This window comes from Halalkalicoccus sp. CG83, from assembly GCF_037081715.1.
GTDB lineage: Archaea > Halobacteriota > Halobacteria > Halobacteriales > Halalkalicoccaceae > Halalkalicoccus > Halalkalicoccus ordinarius.
Genome location: NZ_JAZDDH010000003.1, coordinates 125,949 through 149,269 on the forward strand (window position 1 = coordinate 125,949; position 23,321 = coordinate 149,269).

At 55.1% G+C, this 23,321-nt stretch carries 25 protein-coding genes and 1 pseudogene; 15 read left to right on the forward strand and 11 right to left on the reverse strand.

What is annotated here, in order from left to right:
• Window positions 1-197 precede the first annotated feature (197 nt).
• The 3 genes from V0Z78_RS17720 to V0Z78_RS17730 all read left to right on the forward strand — a co-directional run bounded on the left by V0Z78_RS17720 (window position 198) and on the right by V0Z78_RS17730 (window position 1,104).
• Window positions 198-380, forward strand: coding sequence for a hypothetical protein (locus tag V0Z78_RS17720; RefSeq protein ID WP_336346008.1), 183 nt, complete (start codon window positions 198-200; stop codon window positions 378-380).
• Window positions 381-510: 130 nt separating this feature from the next.
• Window positions 511-642, forward strand: coding sequence for a hypothetical protein (locus tag V0Z78_RS17725; RefSeq protein WP_336346009.1), 132 nt, complete (start codon window positions 511-513; stop codon window positions 640-642).
• Window positions 643-741: 99 nt separating this feature from the next.
• The gene (locus V0Z78_RS17730; protein ID WP_336346010.1) at window positions 742-1,104 is read left to right on the forward strand and encodes a PadR family transcriptional regulator; all 363 of its coding nucleotides are present in this window, start codon (window positions 742-744) and stop codon (window positions 1,102-1,104) included.
• A gap of 185 nt (window positions 1,105-1,289) precedes the next feature.
• Here the strand turns inward: V0Z78_RS17730 and V0Z78_RS17735 are convergent, their stop codons facing one another.
• Entirely contained in the window at window positions 1,290-1,703 is a 414-nt protein-coding gene (locus tag V0Z78_RS17735; RefSeq protein ID WP_336346011.1) for a winged helix-turn-helix transcriptional regulator, read from the reverse strand.
• A 128-nt stretch (window positions 1,704-1,831) separates the two neighbouring features.
• Between V0Z78_RS17735 and V0Z78_RS17740 the strand changes: the two genes are divergently transcribed.
• The 4 genes from V0Z78_RS17740 to V0Z78_RS17755 all read left to right on the forward strand — a co-directional run bounded on the left by V0Z78_RS17740 (window position 1,832) and on the right by V0Z78_RS17755 (window position 5,687).
• Window positions 1,832-2,290, forward strand: a complete 459-nt coding sequence (locus V0Z78_RS17740; protein WP_336346012.1) for a DUF6069 family protein — start codon at window positions 1,832-1,834, stop codon at window positions 2,288-2,290.
• Entirely contained in the window at window positions 2,287-2,889 is a 603-nt protein-coding gene (locus V0Z78_RS17745; protein ID WP_336346013.1) for an NADPH-dependent FMN reductase, read from the forward strand. The genes V0Z78_RS17740 and V0Z78_RS17745 overlap by 4 nt, the downstream gene beginning before the upstream one ends.
• A 10-nt stretch (window positions 2,890-2,899) precedes the next feature.
• Entirely contained in the window at window positions 2,900-3,865 is a 966-nt protein-coding gene (locus V0Z78_RS17750) for a WD40/YVTN/BNR-like repeat-containing protein (protein WP_336346014.1), read from the forward strand.
• Between the two features lie 460 nt (window positions 3,866-4,325).
• Window positions 4,326-5,687, forward strand: a complete 1,362-nt coding sequence (locus V0Z78_RS17755; protein ID WP_336346015.1) for an E3 binding domain-containing protein — start codon at window positions 4,326-4,328, stop codon at window positions 5,685-5,687.
• Between the two features lie 133 nt (window positions 5,688-5,820).
• Here V0Z78_RS17755 and V0Z78_RS17760 read toward each other — a convergent pair whose 3' ends face one another.
• The 6 genes from V0Z78_RS17760 to V0Z78_RS17785 all read right to left on the reverse strand — a co-directional run bounded on the left by V0Z78_RS17760 (window position 5,821) and on the right by V0Z78_RS17785 (window position 12,332).
• Window positions 5,821-6,810: an NAD(+)/NADH kinase gene (locus tag V0Z78_RS17760; protein ID WP_336346016.1), complete on the reverse strand. Its 990-nt coding sequence runs from the start codon at window positions 6,808-6,810 to the stop codon at window positions 5,821-5,823.
• Window positions 6,811-6,821: 11 nt separating this feature from the next.
• A complete protein-coding gene (locus V0Z78_RS17765) occupies window positions 6,822-7,823 on the reverse strand; it encodes an alpha-ketoacid dehydrogenase subunit beta (protein WP_336346017.1) in 1,002 nt (333 codons plus the stop codon).
• Window positions 7,823-8,872, reverse strand: a complete 1,050-nt coding sequence (locus tag V0Z78_RS17770; RefSeq protein ID WP_336346018.1) for a thiamine pyrophosphate-dependent dehydrogenase E1 component subunit alpha — start codon at window positions 8,870-8,872, stop codon at window positions 7,823-7,825. The genes V0Z78_RS17765 and V0Z78_RS17770 overlap by 1 nt, the downstream gene beginning before the upstream one ends.
• Window positions 8,873-8,967: 95 nt before the next feature.
• Window positions 8,968-10,479, reverse strand: a complete 1,512-nt coding sequence (locus V0Z78_RS17775; protein ID WP_336346019.1) for an alpha/beta hydrolase fold domain-containing protein — start codon at window positions 10,477-10,479, stop codon at window positions 8,968-8,970.
• A 353-nt stretch (window positions 10,480-10,832) separates the two neighbouring features.
• Window positions 10,833-11,231 (reverse strand): metal-sulfur cluster assembly factor, encoded by a 399-nt coding sequence (locus V0Z78_RS17780; RefSeq protein ID WP_336346020.1) that lies wholly within the window; start codon window positions 11,229-11,231, stop codon window positions 10,833-10,835.
• A gap of 3 nt (window positions 11,232-11,234) precedes the next feature.
• Entirely contained in the window at window positions 11,235-12,332 is a 1,098-nt protein-coding gene (locus V0Z78_RS17785; RefSeq protein ID WP_336346021.1) for an amidohydrolase family protein, read from the reverse strand.
• Between the two features lie 118 nt (window positions 12,333-12,450).
• Between V0Z78_RS17785 and V0Z78_RS17790 the strand changes: the two genes are divergently transcribed.
• Window positions 12,451-13,260 carry an SDR family NAD(P)-dependent oxidoreductase gene (locus V0Z78_RS17790; RefSeq protein ID WP_336346022.1) on the forward strand — a complete coding sequence of 270 codons (810 nt, stop codon included), beginning with the start codon at window positions 12,451-12,453 and terminating at the stop codon, window positions 13,258-13,260.
• A 35-nt stretch (window positions 13,261-13,295) separates the two neighbouring features.
• On the opposite strand, the gene V0Z78_RS17795 is transcribed toward V0Z78_RS17790, so the two are convergent.
• The 3 genes and pseudogenes from V0Z78_RS17795 to V0Z78_RS17805 all read right to left on the reverse strand — a co-directional run bounded on the left by V0Z78_RS17795 (window position 13,296) and on the right by V0Z78_RS17805 (window position 16,341).
• On the reverse strand, window positions 13,296-14,366 hold the full coding sequence (locus V0Z78_RS17795) for a 2,3-butanediol dehydrogenase (protein ID WP_336346023.1): 1,071 nt from the start codon (window positions 14,364-14,366) through the stop codon (window positions 13,296-13,298).
• Window positions 14,367-14,778: 412 nt separating this feature from the next.
• A pseudogene (locus V0Z78_RS19100) lies at window positions 14,779-14,976 on the reverse strand (hypothetical protein); the annotation flags it as partial.
• Window positions 14,977-15,156: 180 nt separating this feature from the next.
• Window positions 15,157-16,341: a trans-sulfuration enzyme family protein gene (locus tag V0Z78_RS17805; protein ID WP_336346025.1), complete on the reverse strand. Its 1,185-nt coding sequence runs from the start codon at window positions 16,339-16,341 to the stop codon at window positions 15,157-15,159.
• A gap of 388 nt (window positions 16,342-16,729) precedes the next feature.
• On the opposite strand from V0Z78_RS17805, the gene V0Z78_RS19105 reads away from it, so the two are divergent.
• From V0Z78_RS19105 to V0Z78_RS17815, 3 genes are read left to right on the forward strand one after another with little or no spacing between them, the layout of a single operon-like run.
• Window positions 16,730-17,197, forward strand: coding sequence for a methyltransferase domain-containing protein (locus V0Z78_RS19105; RefSeq protein WP_409338756.1), 468 nt, complete (start codon window positions 16,730-16,732; stop codon window positions 17,195-17,197).
• Window positions 17,098-17,445: a nucleotide pyrophosphohydrolase gene (locus V0Z78_RS17810; RefSeq protein WP_336346026.1), complete on the forward strand. Its 348-nt coding sequence runs from the start codon at window positions 17,098-17,100 to the stop codon at window positions 17,443-17,445. The genes V0Z78_RS19105 and V0Z78_RS17810 overlap by 100 nt, the downstream gene beginning before the upstream one ends.
• Before the next feature lie 38 nt (window positions 17,446-17,483).
• Window positions 17,484-19,340 (forward strand): DUF2075 domain-containing protein, encoded by a 1,857-nt coding sequence (locus V0Z78_RS17815; RefSeq protein ID WP_336346027.1) that lies wholly within the window; start codon window positions 17,484-17,486, stop codon window positions 19,338-19,340.
• 152 nt (window positions 19,341-19,492) lie between these two features.
• Here the strand turns inward: V0Z78_RS17815 and V0Z78_RS17820 are convergent, their stop codons facing one another.
• The gene (locus V0Z78_RS17820; RefSeq protein WP_336346028.1) at window positions 19,493-20,410 is read right to left on the reverse strand and encodes a hypothetical protein; all 918 of its coding nucleotides are present in this window, start codon (window positions 20,408-20,410) and stop codon (window positions 19,493-19,495) included.
• Between the two features lie 148 nt (window positions 20,411-20,558).
• On the opposite strand from V0Z78_RS17820, the gene V0Z78_RS17825 reads away from it, so the two are divergent.
• The 4 genes from V0Z78_RS17825 to V0Z78_RS17840 all read left to right on the forward strand — a co-directional run bounded on the left by V0Z78_RS17825 (window position 20,559) and on the right by V0Z78_RS17840 (window position 23,301).
• Entirely contained in the window at window positions 20,559-21,455 is an 897-nt protein-coding gene (locus V0Z78_RS17825) for a helix-turn-helix transcriptional regulator (RefSeq protein ID WP_409338761.1), read from the forward strand.
• Window positions 21,456-21,622: 167 nt separating this feature from the next.
• Window positions 21,623-21,853: an AbrB/MazE/SpoVT family DNA-binding domain-containing protein gene (locus V0Z78_RS17830; protein WP_336346030.1), complete on the forward strand. Its 231-nt coding sequence runs from the start codon at window positions 21,623-21,625 to the stop codon at window positions 21,851-21,853.
• The gene (locus V0Z78_RS17835; protein ID WP_336346031.1) at window positions 21,854-22,228 is read left to right on the forward strand and encodes a PIN domain-containing protein; all 375 of its coding nucleotides are present in this window, start codon (window positions 21,854-21,856) and stop codon (window positions 22,226-22,228) included.
• 143 nt (window positions 22,229-22,371) lie between these two features.
• Window positions 22,372-23,301, forward strand: coding sequence for an HNH endonuclease (locus V0Z78_RS17840; RefSeq protein WP_336346032.1), 930 nt, complete (start codon window positions 22,372-22,374; stop codon window positions 23,299-23,301).
• Window positions 23,302-23,321: the final 20 nt, after the last annotated feature.

Below are 23,321 nucleotides of genomic sequence, written 5' to 3' on the forward strand. Positions count from 1 at the left end.
GAGTGGATTTACAGCGGTGAAGAGAAGCGTATCGAATAAGAGCGCCCGATCGCGTCGGTAGCTTCCCGATCAGGAGGAGGACTGACAGGACCAGCGTTCGGGCCTTTCAGAACCACGAGATCCACTTTTGCGTTCGTGAGTTAGCTGCTACTTTCCTTTGCCGAGAGTTTATAGCTGATCACGGAGCACCCAGCCCTATGCTCCATGCAACTCCTGATGAGTGGTCGTTTGAGGACTGGACGCTGGTTGCGACTGCACTTCGCGAAGCGAAACACGAGGAGTGTCTCTGCTACGAGTGTGATACGATCGATTCATTGCTCGCGGATATCGCGTGGTACTGGGATCTTGGTGAACGCGAACTGCAGGAACGCTCTACATGAGTAGGCACCTTGTGCAACATCGGCGCCTCGAATAACGAGAGTTGTTGCACAAGGTGGGTTCGAGTGATGAGGGATCTAGGCAGATCGGGATGAGTCTCTACTGGGCGTCTTTGGCGGACACGAGGTCCTGATGGCGAACGGTCAGTGGGAGTTCGTCCTCGGTCTCGAGATCTCCGTTCGCGGCGTCCAAGTTCTGCACGTCGATCTCACGGCCCCTCTCGAGTGCGTTGCAGGGACGTTCGCTCGTCGTATTCAGAACTAGCTACTCATCAGTTACGAGTCCGTTTCGGCGGTGATCTCCCTATTTGAAATAGGATCAACTTCCAAGCAGTTATTTAACACGACAGTCACTCTCAGGAGGATGTCAGAGGCACAATCGACAGTAGACGAAACAGAGCGGACTGCAAACGATCTGACCGCCTTCCAGCAGCACATCCTGACTGTCCTTGCGGAGGAACCGCGGTACGGCCTTGCGATCAAACGCGAACTCCAAGACTACTACGGAAATGAGGTCAACCACGGGCGGCTCTACCCGAATCTCGACGATCTCGTCGAGCACGACCTGATCGCGAAAAGCGAACGCGATAAACGCACGAATGAGTACGAACTCACTGATGAGGGCTATGACCTCCTGCTCGGCGAACTCAACTGGGAGTTCTCAAAGATTGTGACCAGTGATAAACGTGCAACTGATATTGACCGACTGATTGACGACGCTGTGTAGATGCCGGACTGCTGTATCATCAATTATCTTATATCGATATCAGTGACTCTCAGAACGAGAATTGTTGCACAAGGGATCTTGGTGTGACGTGAGGGTCACAAGTTGAGAACCATCACGTCGAACTTCCCACACCAGCGGTATCACTGATCGCCCCAAATGAACGTCTGACTGAGTGGCGGCGTATCTCATTTGTCAGCGGTAGCTATCGGCTCGAGGTCGTGACGTTCGGTCCACACGCCGAGATACCAGAACATCGGTGCGAGATCTCTGGCCTTCTCTGTGGCATTATACTCGACGCGAGGTGGAATCTCGTTGTACGCTTTCCGCGTCAATAGCCCGACCGCCGTGAGTTCTTCCAATCGATTCGAGAGCGTGTTCGGTGCGATATCGACTGCTCTCTCCAAGTCGCTGAATCGTAATGGTCCACCACCCGTTGCGAACTGGTGCAGAATTACGATGGTGTGTTTCTTTCCCAGCAAGTTGAGGAGCGTAGCCATCGTTTGATTGTCCTTCTCCGCTCGTTCAGACCCGGGTGGCCTTGCAGTTTCATTGGAGAGAATCGCCTCGATGAGCTCTTCAGCATGCGGTGGTTCAACCATAGCGTTACTATCGCTTTTGAAGTCATATAACTTGTTTCTTCAAGGGTTGTAAGTAGCTACGCATCAGGTGAGTTACTCCATAGCTTCTAACTTAATAGTATATTACTACACAAACTGTACTACTGAGTATGGCAGCCACAACCGCCATGAACGAATCAGAATCGAACAGCTCCCGCGGTATGTTCAGACTGGTAAAATTCGGTCTCTTAGCGTTAGTCGTCGTGAGTATCGTGAACCTACTCGTCCTATCCATCGGGCTTGCGCTGGTCGCATTCCCGGCTGAATTCGTCGGAGGACCGTTCGGGCCACTCGCGGTGGGGCCGGTCGTCGTTAATTCGGCTATTGCTGCAATCGGAGCGACCCTCGTCTACGGAGTGGTGAGCCGATTCTCAGGGCGACCGAATCGGGCGTTCACCATTATTGCAGGGGTGGTACTAGTGCTCTCGTTTGCGATGTTTCTCGCACCCGACATATCTGGCGCTCCACCGAGACTTTTCGCTATACTCGCGGTGATGCACGTGACCGCCGCAGTTACCATCGTCGCCATCTTGACCCGTGCGACGACCCAGGAGGGCGAGTCCCGATGAGGTCACTCAAACGAGCCGGTCGATCATCAGCGGAGGTACGGCCACACATCGTGGCAGTGAGCGGGAGTCGACGCGAAGGGAGTCACTCCCGACGAGTACTCCAAGAGGCCCTATCTGGCGCTGAAGCAGCTGGTGGAACAACCGAGTTGCTTGACCTCGCGGAAACACATCTCCCCCCGCTCGATCCTGACGTCAATACGGCAGGTGACGGCGACGCAGTGAGACGAACGCTCCGTGGGGCAGATGCAGTCATTCTCGGGACGCCCATGTATCACGGCTCCTATTCAGGTGTATTGAAGAATGCACTCGATTACTGTGGATTCGATGAGTTCGAGAATACGACCGTCGGGCTTCTCGTCGTTTCAGGTGGTCCGTTTCCCATGCCAGCGCTCACTCACCTCCGTGATGTCTGCCGATCGCTGAACGCCTGGGTCCTTCCCTATCAGGCAGCGGTCCCCCAGGCACAGACCGTGTTCGATGAGAACGGGTTTACTGACGAGAACTTACGAGAGCGCGTTCGAACGCTCGGTACCCGTGCCGTCGAGTACGCAATAATTGAACCAAATCACGATCGAGCGGTCCAGTGTCAGGAGGTGTGAATTGAATCCCATGACGTTGCTCATTGGCACACAGGATGGCGTGTACCGCTCGCAAAGCGGTGATCTCGACGATATCGAACCGGCACTTGATTCGGGAGTAACGCTCGGCGTCCATACGTTCGAGGGACACGGAACGTTCGCTACATCGAAAACGGGCCTGTACCGCTCAACGGATGCTGGGATCACGTGGGATCGACTCGACGTACCTCAGACCGAGGTGTACGCAGTTGCGGTCAGCCCCGATGGCACCCGTCTGTATGCGGGCACGCATCCTGCCCACCTCTATGTCTCAACGGACCGCGGAAAGACGTGGACCGAACTCGATGGATTCCAAGACCTCCCGTCTCGGGATCACTGGCACACGCCACGGCATCGAGGACAGTCACACGTCCGAAGCCTTGGAGTACATCCTGATGCACCTAACCGCCTGATCGCCGGCGTGGAAGTCGGTGGCATTCACGTCAGCGACGACACTGGCAAGACGTGGACCGAACGGCGTCAAGGTCTCGAGACCGACCGTGAGGATAATCTTCAATACGATGTTCATCACGTCTTGGTTGTAACCGCCGAAGAGTACATTGTCTCGTGTGGCGGTGGGCTCTATCGAACTCGTGATACGGGCCGCTCGTGGACCCGACTCGATACTGATTTGCCGGGATCGTACTTCCAGGAGGCATTTTCCTCTCAGAATACCTTGTACGCCGCTGCTCAAACGCTCCCACCGACCCTTCCGATGGGTGCACAGTATGAGAAACGAGACGTGAACGCTTCATTATTCGAGTCCACGGACGGTGGAGATACGTTCGAGAGCAAGCCGTACCCCGGTGCACCAGACGAGTTCGTCTCTGCTTGGACGGTAGTTGATGGGCGTGTTCTCGCTGGGATGACGGAAGGACGAGTGATTGTTCATAAGAATGACCGCTGGATCACGCTTGGACATGTACCGACATGGATCAGATCATTTGCGGGAGTATGAATCCCTCAATCCACTATCTGGCGAATGACGTCTGAAACACGTAACGGTAGAATTCAAAAGCCTCCGCCAACCGATACGGGCCGTGCTGGAGCTCTATCGTCGGAACTCGATTCTGTTCGGTGTTGCTGGACTTCACGTGAAGACAACAGGGACATCATTAAAGAGAAGTGCGTAGTCCGCTCGGGTGTTTCCACGGTCGATCTGGTGGGGTACTTGAGTTCGACTTCTGCGGAGTAGACGTTCCAGCCAAGGAGCTCAAGAAGGGATTGGATGAGTTTGGCTTTCGTATTCTCTTTGTCCATCTGTGGGGACTCTTCAAGAAGGACCTGTGACCGTTCATATAGGTTTGCTTAGAGACAGGGTTCTCGGCGTAGACTCTCATCGCCGACCTATCACTTGGGGGCGCTTTGATCCATTTCTTCATGCATGTTTTAATAGTCAGTGTACGTCAGCGCGTGGTATGGGATACGTCATCAAGATGCCGAAATTAGGATTAGAAATGGAACAGGGGACGCTGCTCGAATGGCATCTAAGAGAAGGAGATTCCATTGAGGAGGGGGAGACGATCGCAGAAGTGGAATCGGAGAAGAGCATCGGCGAAATCGACGCCCGCGAGAATGGTGTTCTACGGTTTATCGGGCTCGAAGAAGGCACGACCGTTCCGCCAGGAACGCCGATCGGCATCGTTGCGGATGCTGACGAGGATATTGCCGACCTCAAATCCGAGTTCGATATTACCGATGAGCAACCCGTAGAACCAACCGAATCAGAAGCTAACGCCGAGGAACCGGCCGATGAGTCCTCTGCGTCGGCTACTAATGAGGCCGAGATCTCTGATTCCGCTTCGGCCTCAGTGGATCTGAAGGCCTCACCAAGAGCAAAGCGTCGCGCCGACGAACTCGGTGTTGATATTACCGGAGTAGAAGGATCGGGACCTCAAGGAGCAATCACCGTAGACGATGTTGAAGCCGTTGCAGATACGGAGACTGAGAGAGAAGCAGCGACCGAGCAAATGAAGGCCTCTCCTCGGGCAGAACGCCGCGCAGAGGAGCTTGACATCGATCTCACGGAAATAGACGGTTCGGGACCAGAGGGGGCGATCACAGCTGATGACGTCGAAGACGTCGTTGAAGCAGCCTCTCAGGAAGCTTCACCTAATGAGGAGACAGCCGACGAAGTCAAGGCTGAACGAGATGCAACGATTTCCGGAGAACGCTACCAAACTACCACCTATGTAGCTCGCGGTAAGGAAGCGGACACGCTCATCGAGACGACTAACATGGCGGCGAACGCGTTCGAGTTCGATGTCGATGTGAGTGACGTGCTCCTTCTTGCGCTCTCTTCGGCTCTCAATGATCATCCGAAATTCAATGCAACGTTTGAGGATAACACGCATCATCTCCACGAACACCAGAACATCAAGATTGTAATCGATGATGTCGAACGGGAAAGGAATGAGTTTGTGCTCTCGAGCGTCGATGAGCGGACGTTTACTGATATTGCCGAGACGTCTCACGATCGACAGGCACCGATGCACGACGATCGCTCCGGTAGCTATGTAACGTTCATACTCGCGAACGGAGCAGACTGTAAAGACGTGCAAAGCATTGTTACAGCGCCAGCGGTCGCTGGGCTGGTTGTGAATCATTCGTATCGTCGTGCGAGCCCGACCGCAAACGGCGTCAGTTTCAGTCGGTACCTCCGGGTATCGCTCGCGTATGACTCACGTGCGATCGGGGACAGGGATGCCGATGCGTTCCTCGAAAGCCTGCTTGAGCATATTGAGGGAGCTCCTGAACTTGTACTCCAGTCGTATCGATGACGATTCTCTAATGAGTTATCGCTATCTAGTCAGTGGATAATTCGTGTCTCGAAGATCACGCTCCAGGGATTCAATCAACTTGAGCATCATCTCGACGAGATCAGTAGATGCGAGCGTTAACCGGGAGTGATAGTCAACCATTGCTGAGGACGCCGGAACGCGCTGCACGCTCGAATACTGCCTCGAATGAGACGAGTCGTGGCCCATCGGGGACGGGGCGAAACTCGACGGTCTCGTCAGTGATCTCAAGCTCCCGCTCGCCATCGGCACCGATCACACCCTCACTTATCTCGATGGTCATCGACTCACCGTTGGAGAGTTGTCGGTACTCTTCGATGCCGACACTGGTCGTCACGCCAGGCGCAACGATCGCTCTCACTGTGTGTTCCGACATCTCAGCGTCGGCGAGACACAGTCCGATCGCGTCCGGTGTACTCGGTTCAAGTGGTCCAAGTGCACCTGCAATGCCGCTCAGACCGATTTCTGATGGACTCGCTCGGGAAACGATTCCGCCCAGCAGTTCATCGGGATCCAGCAACGCTCGAGTTCCGACGAACGACCGATCAGAGAGCTCTACTGCCGCCAATCCGGTCACGGAATCGCCGGATTCGGTTTGTGCTTCGACCATTCCGTGGTGATAAGTCACCGACTCATTGTCGACAGCATCAGTTGCGACGAGTGCGGCCGCGGCTCCGGCAACGGTTCCGTCGATCGCCGAAGGAACGACATTGTTCGTGCCGGTCGAAACCGAGAGAAGAGGGACGTCCCCGCATTCGAGCGCCGCATCACGGCTCGTTCCATCGCCTCCCAGAACCACGAGCGAATCCGCTTCCGTGCGAAAGCGTTCGGCTGCTCGTCGAGTATCCGTCGCCGATCCCGTAATCGACATATCGAGTAATTCGACGGAAACATCCTTGGGAGCGTTCTTGACGATGTTTGCTGCGATTCCGGCGTTATCGGGCATTAGCGTTACAGTCGGTGGATCTGGAAGTAAGGTAAGGCCAGCCAGCACACATTCGGCGATGCGGCGCTTCGTGTGGTTATCAACGACGCTAGCTCCGCCGGTCAAGCGCCGGATGTCGCGTCCGGCGGCCGGGTTAACGATTATACCGATATGAGACACGAATCGCCGCCTCAAGCGATCCGTTCGATGGCGTTGCGAACGTCGTCTCCGTCCGGAAGGACTTCCCCTTCGAGCGATGGGCTGAACGGGATATGCGTATCCGGTACTCCCACCCGCTGAATCGGCGCATCGAGGCTGTAAAAGGCATCTTCGACCGCCCGTGAAACTACCTCCGCCTGTGTGCCATAGGACAGTGGACTTTCATCTGCGACGACCAATCGCCCCGTCTTATCCAGGCTCTCTGCAATGGTATCGGTATCGAGCGGATAGAGTGACCGGAGATCGATCACTTCAACATCAGTATCACCCTCGAGTTCGTCAGCGACTGAGAGTGATTCGCCGACCAGCCGTTGGGTTGCTACAACGGTGACATCCTCCCCCTCACGCTCGACACTCGCCTCGCCAAGTGGGATGGTGAAGTCCTCGTCCGTCGGTACTTCGCCCGACTGTTCGTAGATCATCTTGTTCTCGAAGAAGAACACGGGATCATCGGAGCGAATGGCCGATCTAAGGAGGCCCTTTGCAGCTTCTGGGGTACCAGGGGTCACAGCCATGAGACCGGGGAAATGGGCGATCCACGTATGGACGGTCCCGGAGTGTTGGCTCGCCGCGCCCATTCCTCCACCCTCGGTTGCGCGTACAGTTACTGGCATTTCGATTTTGCCCCCAAACATGTAGCGCATTTTCGCCATCTGATTCATGATCTGCTCCATCGAGACGCCGATGAAGTCCGAGAACATGAGTTCGGGTACCGGACGTAAACCGGTCGCCGCTGCTCCCGTCGCAGCACCCATGTATCCTGCCTCTGAGATCGGGGTATCACGGACGCGGTCGGGGCCGAACTCGTTGTAGAGGTCGCCAGTCACGTCAAGGACGCCCTGCATTACACCGATGTCCTCGCCCAACAGGATGACGTCCTCGTCACGACGCATCTCCTCACGGAGCGTCTCTCTGATGGCTTCTCGGACCGTCATTGTCTGGGTCTCTTGTCCCTCGAGTTCTGCGCTCGCCATCAGAATTCACCTCCATGAGTACCACCATCGGTTCGTGCATTCGCTTGCTGTACGAATCGTTCGATATCTGGAACGTTGGCGCTGAACATATCGTCGTAGGCCTCTTCCGGTACGGGTTCGTCCGCGTCCTTCGCATACGCAATTGCGTCTTCGATCTCCGATTCGATTTCCGCCTGCATCTCCTCGAATTTCTCTTCGGTGAGTTCATCGCGATCGATGAGGCGCTCCGAAAAGTCAGTAATGGGATCTCGTTTTCGCCATTCCTCTACCTCGTCTTCATCGCGGTATAGTTCCTCGTCGCCCTCGAAATGCCCATGGAATCGATAGGTGTCGGCCTCGATGAACGTCGGTCCCTTGCCGTTACGCGCGTGTTCGCGTGCTTCCGCAACGGCCTCGTTTACCGCTGTAATGTCCATCCCGTCGACGTGGATTCCGGGTATATCGTATGCCCCGGCTGTATCGCTAAGCTTCTCGAGGTTGTGCTGATCGCTGACTGGTGTTCCCTCACCATACTGGTTGTTCTCAACGAGAAGAATAAGTGGAAGATCCCACGCTGAAGCGAGGTTTACCGCTTCATGGACCTGGCCCTGTGCGACGGCACCATCGCCGAGAAACGAGAGTGCGACCCGATCTTCACCTTTCTGGTTGATTGTAAGCGCTGCACCCGCTCCGAGCGGCGGGCCTGCGCCGACGATGCCGTTCGCACCGAGCATGTTAGCATCCATGTCGGCGATATGCATCGAACCGCCCTTGCCATTGCAGTAGCCCTCTCGTTTTCCGAAGACCTCGGCCATCATCAAATTTGGATCGAGGCCCTTTGCGATACAGTGGCCGTGTCCGCGGTGGGTACTGGTAATGTAGTCGTCCTCCTCGAGGGCAGCACACGCACCTACACCGACGGCCTCCTCGCCGACGTAGAGATGGACGAATCCCGGAATCTCACCGTCGGCGAAGTGCTCCCCTACTTTCGTATCGAACTTACGAATCGTGAGCATTCGACGCAACGCTTCTTCTCGCCCTTGCTCGCTCTCGAGATCAATCGATGGCATACGCACGGAGGGATGCAATGATTGATAATAACTGTTGGGGAACGATACCAAATGCCACAGACTGATTGGAAACTAGTGGCTGGTGGCTTACGATTTTATTGGTTGAACGCAGCCCGAAGTTCACCAGCCAGATCATCAATAGCCTCGCGAGCACGGTCCCAATTGGGGTCGTCGAGCATCATAAGGAAGCCATGAATCATATCCTCGTATTCAAATCGTGTCACGGGAACGCCAGCCGCTTCGAGTCGGTCCGCATACGCCTGACCTTCATCACGAAGTGGGTCGAATCCCGCTGTAAGTACGGTCGCTGGCGGAAGATCAGCGAGGGTGGTTGTCCGTAGTGGTGAGGCATACGGATGACGACCATCGCTCGGTGTTTCGAGGTAGTCGTTCCAGAAGCGCTTCATGTCATTGCGCGTGATGAAATAGCCCTTTGCGTTCTCGGCGTATGACTCCGTGTCGAACTGATGGTTCGTCGCTGGGTAGATCAAGAGTTGATGAGTGAGAGGAGGCCCTCCTCGATCACGCGCCATAAGCGCAACCCCCGCTGCAAGCGTTCCACCCGATGAATCACCACCAATAGCGAGTCGGTTGGGATCGATCGCTATCTCATCGAGATCCGGACTTTCGGCGAGCCACTTGGTCGCCGCATAGCAGTCTTCGAGGCCCGCTGGGAACGGGTTTTCCGGAGCACGACGATACGCGACTGAAGCAACGATACAATCGGCAGCGTTCGCCAGTACGCGACACGTGAGGTCGTACGTCGCTAGATCACCCGCTATCCAGCCACCGCCATGGAAGAAGGCAAGCGTTGGCTGCGAATCGGTAGTGTCGTCCGTTCCGTTGGTGGGGACGTAGATACGGATCGGTATCGATCCGTTCGGTCCGTCGATCTCCGTCTCGATCACCCGGCTAACCGGTTCTGGCTTCCCTTCCGGAACCGCGAGCTCGCGGTAGGTCTCGCGCGCATCTTCGATCGGCAATCGATACAATGGTGGCACACCGGCCTCAGAGAGCTCATGCAACAGGTCTTCTACTTGTGGGTGAAGTTCCGCTGCTGCGGTATCATCAGCTGTTGTGGTTGTGGTGTCGACAGCAGCCTCGACATCATCCACAGTAATCGCGTTTTGAGGACCGGTCCCGTCGATAGTCGTAATATCTACACCGAGTTCGTCGGCGCGACGCTTTGCTCTCGGTGAGGCTTTCACGTCCGACGATTCCGTTCTCGATTCGGTTTCCTCTATGTCGGCTTGTCCGTCCGCTGATGTAGCTGGTTCGCCACTCGTCTCATCACCAGCCGTTTCAGTCTCGGTTGTCGCTGTGGCCTCTTCGTTCTCGAACTCGGCTTTCAGATCGGTGATATCCTCCTCGGCGTCCGCAACGATGGCAAGCGGGGTTCCCGGTGGAACGGTCGCCCCTTCTTTAAGGTCAATGAACCGTAGAACGCCGTCCTCGCGGGCGTCGATTTCGCCGATGCTCTTCTCCGATTCCACCTCTGCAATCGTCTGTCCCTCTTCGACGGTCTCGCCCTCTTCAACGTACCACTCGAGTAACGTCCCCTGTTCCATCTCCAAGCCTAGCTTTGGCATCTTGACGATATATCCCATGACAAGTGATGGCGTAGCCTGGTTACTAATATGTTCGTTACCCCACTGCATAGCCGTTGAGAAATCCCAGGAGGTAGCTAGTAGTGATACTACGGACCCCACGACCGACGACTACCGTTATTTGTACTGTTCATGTTGGTAGACGCTTATGATGGCGCTTGTAGTGTGGCGTCACTCGCCGGCATTTTCATGTGTGAAATAGCCGCCGCCCTCGATACGTTTAGCGTGAGTCAGTCATACCAAGCGGCATTTCAGTCGATTCACCGAGTTGCTTCCGAGAATCCAAATCTGTCGACATTCACGGGAGTGGATTTCTCCTCGTTTTCGCATTAGATGAATGTAGAATATTTGAACTAATCCTCTGCAAGCGATACCGGTTCTGCTGGCGTTATACCCTGCTCTTGATGATATCTTTCAGACAATGCTTGTTGATGTTGACGGCGGCGCTCCTTTGCTTTCTCACTCATCATCTCCTCGCGCCACGAGAGTCCTGCGTCAGTCTCTAAACTCACCCTCTCCACTCCCGGGAGGTTCCCGACACGATCCTCGATTTGCTCGATGAAATACCCAACCATCATACACGATGGGGAGGTGATGCGTAATTCAATGTGGACTGTCTCCCCGTCGATCTCAATCGACTTGAGCAGCCCCATCTCGACGATACTGATATCGGTACCACGCGCCTCGCTACAGGGATCGACGATCTGATCAAGTTGCTCGCGAACCGTGAGCGGTGATGGATCGGTTCCCATCTTTTAGTACACCTCTGCGGCGGCATTCGTTGTTGAAAACGGATCCGCAAGTCCTTCGTCTCCAGTCTGTCGACTGAAGTCGTCATCTGCTAATCGGTTACGGGCAGCCTCGATGTCCAGTCCAACGAGATCAGCGTAGTTACGTCCGAGGAGATCTCGTTTGTGTTCGTCGGTGATCTCAGGCATATCGCCGAAAGCAATCCCACGTTGAGCGACGTCCTCCGGCCACTCGAAATCACGAAGCGCCTCTAGCTCTGGCTGCGGGTGGTAGGCCATCGCCGCCGATCCCCAGTACATACGATCGAGGACAGCCTCGCCCCCAATCGAGATGATCTTCGCCAGGGTCTCGGCGAACGCTCGTTCGTTTGCGGTTAGCTGGATGCCAAGTGTCTCCATGTTAATGTGGAGATTGGGGAACCTGGCCATCTGCCAGGCAGTCTCCTCGGTAAAGGCGAGTCCGCCATGGACCAGTCCAAAATCGAGTTCAGGGAAGTTCGCACAGGCTTCGTCAACGTCGCCAGGGTGGTACGGATCCCGAGGGACCGGTCCGAAGGGGATTGATTTGTGGACCTCGATCATATCGATTCCGAGCGATTTTGCCTTCTCAAACACGGGATACGCGACCGACTCGTCATCCATGCGCCATCCCGTATGATAATCCTCGCCCCAGTGTGAGGGATAGAGCTTCAGTCCAGTTGGATCAAGGGCATCAACTTGCTCCTCGAGTTCCTCTTCCCAGCCATCGCGTAAAGGATCGATATTGGCAAACGTGAGAAACCGCTCCGGGTACTTCTCGATGGCCTCCTCCGCGTTTTCATTGGCGGTTAACCCGTCATGGTAGGCGTACAACGGGAGTGCCTGGAACGTCGCCATGTCCGTATCGCTCTCGAGAAAGAGCATATTGGCCGTCTCCTCAACCGACCAATTGCGGATGAAGCCTTCACGTGTGACCCGATAGCCCGGTGGTGAAGCTTGCTCAACCGCACCGTAGATCATTTCGGTGATCCCCTGTGCGTGTTGTTCGTTCCGGTAGTTCGATGGTGCGAGGTTATACGCATGCACGACTGCATCGAAGATGAACGTCTCTTCTAGGTCGATCATTGGATCTTATCTCCGTTTTCGCGCTTCTGTGTGCTAGCTCTACTCATGATAGCGCCCACCACAATACTCCATGTTTAACGATAAAAATCTTGGTGCATGAGAGCACACTACTATCAATATGGAGTTAATCAATGATACCGCGATCGTTACTGGAGGCGCACAGGGGATTGGTCGAGGAATCACTGAAGAGCTACTGAGCCAAGATACCTCCGTCGCTATTGCTGACATCGATGAAGAGAAGGCACAGAAAACGGCCACAGAGCTCAATAGTGAATTCGAAGCTGAAGCCGTCGCAATCCACTGTGATGTGACTGAGGCAGAAAGCGTCGAATCAATGGTCGAACGTACTGTAGATCACTTCAGCGAGGTTGGGGTTCTCGTAAACAACGCAGGAGCAGCTCAGATCGCCCGAACATGGGAAATGCCTGAAGAAGAATGGCGACGAACGATCGACGTCTGCCTGAACGGCCCTTTTCTATGTACGAAGGCGGTTCTCAGTCACATGCTTGACGAAGAAATTGAGGGCAGTATCGTCAATATCAGCTCGCTTAACTATACAGCCGCAACTGACGGCCTTTCTCACTACTCCGCGGCGAAAGCGGGAGTTAGTCAGTTCACAAAAGCCGTCGCAGCCGAAGCTGGGCGATATAATATCCGCATCAACGCCGTAGCACCTGGATCTACGCGAACACCACTGACCGAGAACAATGGACTCTTAGAGGGGAAGATCGGCGAGGAGTTCCTGAATCGAACACCATTAGGCCGGATTGGCGAACCAGAAGACATCGCGAAGGTCGTCGCATTCCTCCTCTCGGACTATGGACAGTGGGTCACTGGAGAGACAATCTGCGTCGATGGAGGACAACATATTCGTGGTCTCCACAGCTACTGGGACGTTCTGGATGAGATGGGTGCATTCGACGAATAGAACGTAATCAATGGCTTTCGCAGACAGTAACGTCACTAGGGCTGAACCATAATCTTCACTTGGTCACTATCAGCGTTTAAGAGGCGTTCGAACCCGTTCTCAACGATGCCCTCGAGCTGGATACGATCGGTGATCAGGGGTTCGGGATCGAGTCGGCCGTCCGCGAGCATGTCGATCACCATTCCGTACTCTTCGCCTGAGCGTGGACCACCGAGATACGCAAGCGTTCCAGTCAGGGTCCGCTCACCGAGTACAAGCTCGTTCGGATGTGTCCTCACATCTTCCTCCCAAATGCTGACGATCGTAACGGTTCCACTCGGTCGGGTACTTCCAATCGCGTCATTGAACGTGGTTTCGATCCCTGCAACCTCGAATGCGATGTCGGCCCCACCGCCGGTCTCGGAGTTGATGTGATCCACTGCGTTCGTGTCCGTCGGATCGATCACGTCATCAGCGCCACATGCGTCTGCACGCGACCGTCGGGCGGCGCGAGGTTCAGAGACGAAGAGCCGTCCAGCGCCGGCTGCCTTCGCACACTGGATGACCGACAATCCGATGGGGCCGCTTCCGAACACTGCAACTGTGTCGCCAGCTTGGAGTCCAGACCGGCGGACAGCGTGAAGGCCAACAGCCAGTGGTTCGACCAATGCACCCGCTTCAAGTGATACGCCGTCCGCGAGCGGCACGGCTTTCTCGGCGTCAACGACGATGCTTTCGGCGAAGCCACCTCCACCGCCAGAAAGACCGATGAACCCACCCACATCACAAAGATGGTAGTTCCCCTCTACGCACTGGCGACACTCTCCACAGTAGAGGATCGGATTAACAGCGACTTGGTTGCCTTCCTCAAGATCAGTTACTGACTCACCGATTTCGGTAATAGTACCACTAAACTCGTGTCCCATCGTGATAGGGGCGGATTCGTTTGACACTGGATGTGGTTCTTCGGCTGGAATGAAAATAGGACCCGCCGCGTACTCATGCAGGTCGGAGCCACAGATACCGCACGAATCGATCGCAATTCGGACCTCTGTAGGTCCAACGGTCCTTGTTTCGGTTTCTTCGATTCGAATCTCTTCTTGCCCGTGATACGTTGCAGCACGCATGGTGTGTCATCTCATACCGAATAAAGATAATAGTTCTGCATGGAAAGCCCGAGAGGGGATTAGACGTCGAGCGGGCAAGACTAACAAAAAAAGGCAACTCATCCCGCATTCTTCGGGAAGCTGATTACGTTGAATGCAGTGGCACTGAACCCCTCACGCGGCAGTCCCTCGTTGAGCGGCTTTTTGACGCACTGAACTATCTGATACTCTCGCTTGAACAGGAGACCTCTCCGATCAGCGCGGCCAGCAGGTCGACGATGCGGCCTCTCTGAAGGAGTACGCTGATATCGATTCCAACCGACTGTTGATCGAAGCTGAGCCGATCAACAAACGCCTCGATCAATCGAAACACGGTCTCGGTCGTTTTCTACGTGTTGTTACGGTAGGAGCTGCTACGCCGTCTCGTCCTTGGTTGACCGTCATAGTACTTCGTTGCGACGAGTTCCTGAAACGTGTCGCTGTCGGCGGTCTCTTCGATGTATTCGCGAATGGCCTCAACGAGCAGATCCGTCCGGTCCTTGTCGAACAGATCAGCAATCGCATCGAGACGGTTGATAAGGTATTCGGGCGACTGAAAGTGGACCCGTCGCGGGTCATCGCTCGCGCCCATCCTATGTGCATATCTTGCAGATAGAGTGGCAACAGTTTCGGCGATCGCCCAGCGTTTGCACATCGGAACTCTCCCTGCTTGGTTGGCTGAAGCTGGCCTTCTGTAAGATATCGATCTGTATGATCTACTCCACGAGCAATACCTACAGGATCGAGATCATCGGAAGGGCGGGAATTGTCCCTATGGGAGCGCTGATCGGAGGTCCTCACAGAGATCGTCGACGTCTTCGATGCCGACCGACAGCCGGACCAAGGTCTCGGGAATGTCCGTGGTGGCCGATTCGTGACTGCCCTGGTCAGGACGCATTAGCGACGGCACCTCGACGAGACTCTCAACGCCACCCAGACTGGTCCCTGGGGTAAATATCGTGAGCCCGTTGAGGAATGCCTCGAGTTCGGTGAGCGAGCCGTCGAACTCGAAGGACAGCATTCCGCTGTACCCCGACATCTGTTCGCCCGCGAGGTCGTGCTGTGGGTGACTCTCGAGGCCCGGATAATGAACGTGGGTGACCCGGTCGTGGCCCTCGAGAAGGCGAGCAACCGCCATCGCGTTCTCCTGGTGGTGTTTCATCCGTGCCGGCAGCGTCTTGATACCGCGCGCGACGAGATAGCAGTCGAACGGCGAGAGCATGTTTCCAAGCCCGATCCGCTGGGCAAACGCTAGGTTCTCGAAGACCGCATCGTCGTCGGTGATGACGGCCCCACCGATCGAATCGGAGTGGCCGTTGAGGTACTTGGTGGTACTGTGGACGACGATATCGGCGCCCAGTTCCAGTGGCGCTTGGAAATACGGGCTCGCGAAGGTGTTGTCGACCCCGAACGGAATGCCATGGTCGTTGGCGATGTCGGCTATCGAGCGGATATCAGACAGCCGCATCAGCGGGTTCGTCGGTGTCTCCGCCCAGATCAAGTCGGTGTCCGAATCGACTGCTGAGGCGATGTTTTCGGGCTCGCGAGCGTCGACGAACTCGACATCGACGCCGAGGTGACCGGCGACCAGCTTCGTGAGAAGTTTCTCAGTTCCGCCATAGATGGAGTCCGACGAAACGAGGTGGCCTCCCGGCGGGACCAGCGATAACATCGTCGTCGAGATAGCGGCCATCCCCGAGGAAAACGCCAGTCCGTGCTCGCCGCCTTCGAGGCGGGCTAACTGCTCTTCGAGGGCTGCCCGTGTCGGATTGCTCTCACGCGAGTATTCGTGTTCGTTGGCATCGTCCCCGCCGGCCCACTCGAAGGTGCTTGAGAGGTGGATGGGCGCGACGACGTCATTCGTGCCACCGTGGTGGGGGCGTGCCTCGGTCTCAGCTGTGCCGACGGCGATGGTCGAGAATCGGTTCTCGTTGGCTTTGTCATTGTGTCGTGTCATAGGTGACGTCTCGAGGGGACTGTATTCAGTACCGCGTCTCCGATAACTACCAGGGATGGAGACTCGTCGTTTGGTACCACTTCAAGTCGAAGCGTTCTATGTGCTCAACGGGACGCTGCACGTTGAGACGCCGGATGAAGAGAACGTTGTGGAAGCTGACCAAGCGCTGTTTGTCGATCCCGGCAATTCACAGCGGCATTCAATCCCGAGTCTGCAGACGGGCCCGTTCGTGTGCTCGCCATTGGCGTACCATCTGTCGATGACGCGCAGGAATATGATCCAGCGACTGACGCATGAGACACTTAGATATTCTTCGGCCACAGTGTTCTACTGAACTAGTTGATAATACGTTAGCGCCTTCCTCCTCGAATACATATCACCTCAAAATATGGGTGATACACTTGAATATACTGCAGAGGAAGCTCAACAGGAAGAATCCATATTCAAGACCCCAGCAGCGATAGCACGTCGCCGGCTCGTTCGAGAGCAACTCGATTTCCAACTGAACGAAAATGTGCCCTCAATCGGCTGTGGGCCAGGCTTTGAGCCGGTTGAAATTGCGGACGTTATCGGTCCAAATGGACACGTATCTGCTATTGATCAGAACGAAGCGATGCTCACATTGGCAGAGCGACGATGCTCCGATACGTCGAATATAACGCGGACAAGAGCGGAGGCTGTTGCCCTTCCGTTCGATTTTCCTCTTCGTAATTTGTGCTACCGTACTTCTTTAAGAACGTCTGGGAAAGTTAGCGTATGCCGTTTGACGAGCTCAATGTGGCTGTGCGAGAGTTCTGTGAGAGCAGAGACTGGGGACAGTATCATACGCCCAAAGACCTCGCTATCGGGCTGGTAACGGAATCTAGTGAACTCTTGGAACTGTTCCGGTTCAAAGATCGGACTGAGCAATCGGAACTCCTTGCAGAGTCTGGAAAGCGCGAAGAAGTTGAGGACGAACTCGCAGATATCTTGTTCTTTCTGCTGCGTTACGCTGATCTGTACGATATCGATCTGGAGGCAGCTTTAGAGCGGAAACTTGAGAAGAACGGAGAGCGGTATCCGGAGAACGAATATAAAGGAAGCAATGAAAAGTACGATGAATAAAGAGGATGCTCATCTACGAAAGTACCAAATCGGGATTCTTGGACGATAACCTGACTGATCAGTTAGTCCCGAAAATCAAGCAAGGGTACGAATCGAAAGGGCTTGGGATCGGAAGCGAGAGTGAGGTTCAGTCATGGGAGAACTCCTTCCAATACATGCACAAGGTACTGAGTGGAAGCGATCTCCCCGACAATGCGGGCGTAGCAATCGAGTTCAAGATTCCGCTCACGTCTCGTCGCATCGATTTTCTGATTTCAGGGTACGACGAGGACGGAAATGCGAACGTGGCAATCGTTGAGTTGAAGCAATGGGATGGGAAAAGCACGGAGACGGTTGCGGATAAGGATGGGATCGTCAAGACCTTCCTCGGGGGTGGAATCCGTGAGACAACCCACCCGAGCTACCAAGCGCTATCATACGCTGAGTTGCTGAAGGATTTCAATGTCTCTGTTCAAGAGAAGCCGATTCATCTCTCTCCTGCAGCGTATCTCCACAATTTCGGGCAACAGTACTGCGAGACGATCGATAATCCTGTCTACCAACGGTATACGGAGCAAGCACCGCTCTACGTTCGCGGTGATGCGAAGAAACTGCGGTCGTTCCTTGAAACACAGATAGACGTTGGCGACAACCGGGAGACTCTCTACGAGTTAAGCGAAGGAGAACTCAGACCGTCGAAGACGCTCCAAGATTCGCTCTTGGCGATGCTCGAAGACCAAGACGAGTTCACGTTGATTGACTCCCAGAAGGTCGTCTTTGAGAAGGCCATCGAACTGGCGAAGCGGTCTCATCGTGATGGTCACAAACGTGTGTTGATCGTTGAGGGTGGGCCTGGAACTGGCAAGACGGTTGTGGCGATCAATATCTTAGCCGAACTGATTCAAAACGACCTCGTCGCTCAATACGTCTCGAAGAACCGCGCCCCGAGAGAGGTGTACAAGGAAAAGCTTCGAGACGACAAGCTGGTCAAAGAGATCGACCATCTGTTCACAGGAGCTGGGAGTTACGTGGAGACGGAGGCAAACACACTGCCCGCATTGGTCGCTGACGAAGCCCATCGACTGAACGCGGAATCGACGTTCTTCGGTCGTGGTGAGAACCAGATCATGGAGATCATTAACGCCGCGAAATTCAGCGTGTTCTTCATCGATGAAAGTCAGCGCGTTCACATTGACGATATCGGATCGAAAGACGAGATTCGACGGCATGCCCGTGACTTGGGTGCTGACATCGAAGAGTTGACATTGAAATCGCAGTTCCGCTGCAACGGCTCTGAAGGGTACCTCGCCTGGCTTGACGATGTCCTCGAGATCCGGGAAACGGCGAATGCTGACGGGTTCGATCTCGACTACGACCTGCGGATGTTCGATGATCCCCAGACGCTTCACGAGGCGATTGCGCGTCGGAATGAGGAGACTCGATTGTCGCGGGTGGTCGCGGGTTACTGCTGGGAGTGGGACAAGGAGGGACGTTCTGATCGTGAGACGTACGACATCAAGATCGGTGATTACGAGCGAAGCTGGAATCTCGATACAAGCGAACCGTGGGCGATCGCCGAGGGATCGATCGACGAAGTCGGATGTATACATACCTGCCAGGGACTCGAATTCGATTATGTTGGCGTGATCATCGGTGAGGATCTGAAATATCGTGATGGCGAGATTGTCGTCGATCACGAAGCACGCGCGAATACGGACCGTTCGTTGTTCGGGATCAAGAAGATGTTCAGGGAGCAGCCGGAGAAGGCGGCTGCGAAAGCTGAGGAGTTGATCAAGAACACGTATCGAACGCTGATGAGTCGCGGAATGAAGGGCTGTTACATCTACTGCTGTGACGATCAACTCCAAGAGTACCTCACAACACGGGTCGCGAACGTCAGTACCGGATCTCGATAATTTCAGCTGGCTCAAAGTCTGGCCCACAGCCGATGGAGAGTACGTCTTCGCCCAGCCGTAACTCGAGCTTCTCTAATAAGCTGGCGCCGGCTGGATCCCTCTTCTTTCAGTGGACGGACGCCGGATAGCAAGTGTCTCTGGGCGCGTATCCCCTAAGTTGCAATGGAGTGTACGAGTTCCCACTCATCCTTCAGGACCTTTTCTTTCGTATCAGTTCCACCGTCTGTGAGGAGTCCGATATGGGAGAGCTGGAATTTGAATTGGAAGTGGATCCCTGATTTGTACACGGTTGGGTCAGCCAGCGTTGATTCGTTGATATCTCCATCAGCGGTGAGAACATCGTCGCGTCGATCTTGCGTAACGAAGACTTCGACGGCGAGTGGCTGATTGATTCGACACGTTTCCATGAAGACGTCGTCGATAGTTGCGGGCCGAATACCGCGTTGGTGGAGGCGCTCAAGTGATTCGACGATGAATTGGGTTGGATCGTACTGGATGGCGACTGAGCGTGCGAGTTGTGCCCAGCGTGGTGTGAGCTCAGTAAACGGAGTGGACCGTCCTTTCCAGGATGCAAACTCCTCGAGTGCACCGCCAATGGTGCCATAGTGATCGTAGGCGAAGCGGACGACCTCCGCGCCGAGATGCGTGAGCGTCTCGCCGTTAGGACGATTATCGACGAGCCCGAGCAGAAGCGCGCTACGGCGGCCGCCTGATACGCTGTTGTGGAACCCACCAGCGAGGAAAGCGGGGCTGTCTTCGTCGGCCAGCAGCGCCGCTTGTTCGGCTGTGAGGCTGTAGTGCCCCGTCTCGGGATCGTAAGTGACGTATCCGCCAGCCGCTCCCGCGGCGAGCCATTCGGCGACGTACGGTTCCACGGTATCGGTTCGCTCGGCCAACTCGGCGGGCAGGAGTGGTCCACCATCGGCTAATGCCCCGTAAAGGCCGAGTCTATCACCGATGACAATCAGTGGCGCGTAATAGGCCGCTCCGAGCTCGTTGACGGCCATTCCGACAAGTTCGTCTAATTGTTCTTCGTCGATCGGTTCATCCGCGGTAGTCGGTGGTACCATGTCTGGAGTGTGGGCGGCAGACCTATTGGCCTCATTCACGGAAACGACGTTCGACGGCGTGAACGCCGTTTCAGGCCGTGAGAGGAATTCCGTCGTGTACGGGATAGAGTTACTATCCGTGCCATCGAATATCGTGCTAGTAGACACCATGGACTCTCCCGAAAACGACCAACTCACATTCAATCCACCGGCGTCGCCGATCGTGGAGGCCGTCATGCAGAATGCGCGGAACCAGCGATATCTCAGCAAGCGCCTTGACGCAGCAGGCGACCGCGCCGACCCAGACCATCTCGGCGACATCGTTCGTCACGGTCCGGTTCTCGAAGCGCTCCGGGCAGAGCCACTGGACCGCCGCGAGATCGAGGACCGTCTCGACGTCTCGCGGGCGACGAGCCACCGTTTAACGAAGTGGCTCGACGAACAGGGGTTCGTCGAGAAGGTCGATAGTCGGTTCCAGTTGACAGGCCGTGGTGAGGCAGTCACCGACGAAGTGCTTCGGTTCGAAGCAAATGTGAGCACCGTCCACCGAATGGGACCGCTGTTGGACGAGATCTGTCCGCATCACGCTGAGTTTGCCATCGAACCGATGATCGATTCGACCGTGACGATCGCGGAACCGACCGTTCCGGATCGACCGGTCGAGCGATTCATCTCGCTCGTCAGCGAGTCAGAGACGTTCCGAGGGTTCAATGCGACGCATCTGGCGCCATTGATGATCGGTGAGTTCTACCAACGAGTATTCGATGGTACCGAGGCCGAACTCATTTACACGCCACCCGTCGCCGAGACACTGCGTGAAACGTATCCGACCCGCGTGACCGAGGCGGTCGATCGCGGACAGTTAACTATTCGAACCCGCGAAAAGCTCCCATACGGACTCGCACTCTTCGATGAACGCGTCGGACTTGGAGGATACGACGATGACACGGGGTTGATGCAGGTGTTCGTCGATACGGACTCACCCATGGCTCGTGAGTGGGCCGAACGCGTCTACGTGTCGATCAAGGCGGATTCTATGCTACTCGAAAGCCAAGTAGAGCAGTAAACGTCGAAGCCATCGAAAGAGAGCCACTCGAATTCAGCAGACTTGGGGGTGACTCCAACGGTCTCTGTAGCGATGAGGTCCTCGGGTGAGAGACCGACACAGACCGCTCGTGGGTAATATCCCTGATTTGGGGAATATACTTAGTGCTACCCATCATAGAGCAGTATATGGCGGACACAACACTCGATGACCGTGGCCGCCTCACACTTCCAAAGGAGCTCCGAGAGCGATACGGGGAGCGGTACCATATCGTCGAACTGCACGACGGAATCAAGCTCGTTCCCCTCGCGGACGATCCGCTTGCAACGCTTCGAGACGAGTTCGCGAATGTCGAAAAATCAGCCGACGAGCTCCGAGATGAGGCGCGAGACGTAGCACTCGACGAGGCCGGACGCTGAATGTACGCTGAAGTGGATTTTCTCCTCGCACTCATCAAAGACGACGATTGGCTTGGTGAGGCCGCTGAGGTGGTTTATCAGAAGCATCGAGACGATCTGTGGACCTCACAGTTCACGCTCATCGAACTACTCTTGGTCGCGTATCGCGAAGATCGGGATACTGAGCGAGTCATCGCGAACGCTGCAGCTCTCCTTGACGTACGTGGTGACGTGGACACCGTCGTCGCGGCAGCAACGTACGTTGAGGACCATGGATTCACACCCTTTGATGCGCTGCATCTCGTGGAGTCTGCAGGCGACACTATTGTTTCCAGTGACCGCGCCTATGAGGGGTTCGCACTGCGACGTGATCTTAGAGATGGCAGAGAAGAATGATACCGATGACGATATCGAGCATTCTAGCCAAATCGCCTGCACTAGGTAGGGTACTGGGGCGTTGAGATCCAACTATTGACTCACCAATGATAACAAATCGACTGAAAAGTATCGTCCCAATGTTCGGTGGTGGGACACACTACGTGACGACGCTGAACTCGTTGTTGAATTTCATCGACACCCATCGACCAACCACCGACGAGCTCATTGAGTGGCATCGGGAGACCTTCACGAACGTCTCGAGTCGCAGTTCGATCATGCGTCGTGTTACGTATCTCCGGAAGGTCGGATTTATCCACCAACCCAACGACCACTGGGAACTCGATACAGTAGGTACGGAGTACACACAAGACTACAACAGTGAGACGCTGCTTCGAATCATGTGCGACCGGAACGTTGGTCTCCGAAGTCTTCTCTATGCACTTTCGACTGGACCACTAACGATCGAAGAGATCAGTCTCCAACAATTAGAGACCCATCCTGAATTAGGATGGGAACCCACCGAGACTGACATGGCCCACCAACGAACAAACTGGCTCCGGAGTATGGGCTTGGTAGAGAAAAACGGGAAGCATTACCAGCTGACATCGGAAGGGAGCCGGTTCGTTGATCAAGCAGTTACTGCCTGGACGCCAACAGAAGAGACATCGGTTGATACCGATCCTGAACTAACAGCAGACGTCTATGAGACACGAACTTATACACGAACACTGGATCCGGAATTTCGCGCAACGGTGCTCTCCCGGTACGACAGGACGTGCCCAGTATCTGGTGTTGATCACCCGGGGCTATTAGACATAGCACACGTACTCTCCTGGAGCGAGTATCCCAACCATAGAGCGGATCTCTCGAACGTGCTTCCACTGAGCAAAACACATCACGCTGCGTTCGATCGTGGACTCTTTACCATCGATCAGGACTATCGACTCCGAGTGAACCCTTCCTTCGAGACACAGAGCACGCTATTACAGCAGACACTCCTCAATCAAACTGGCGAGCAGATTACTGTTCCTGACCAGAGTGTTGATCCCAACTATCTACGCCAACACAACGCAGCACTTGACTGGATCTAACTGTCGATTTCCTGATAGAG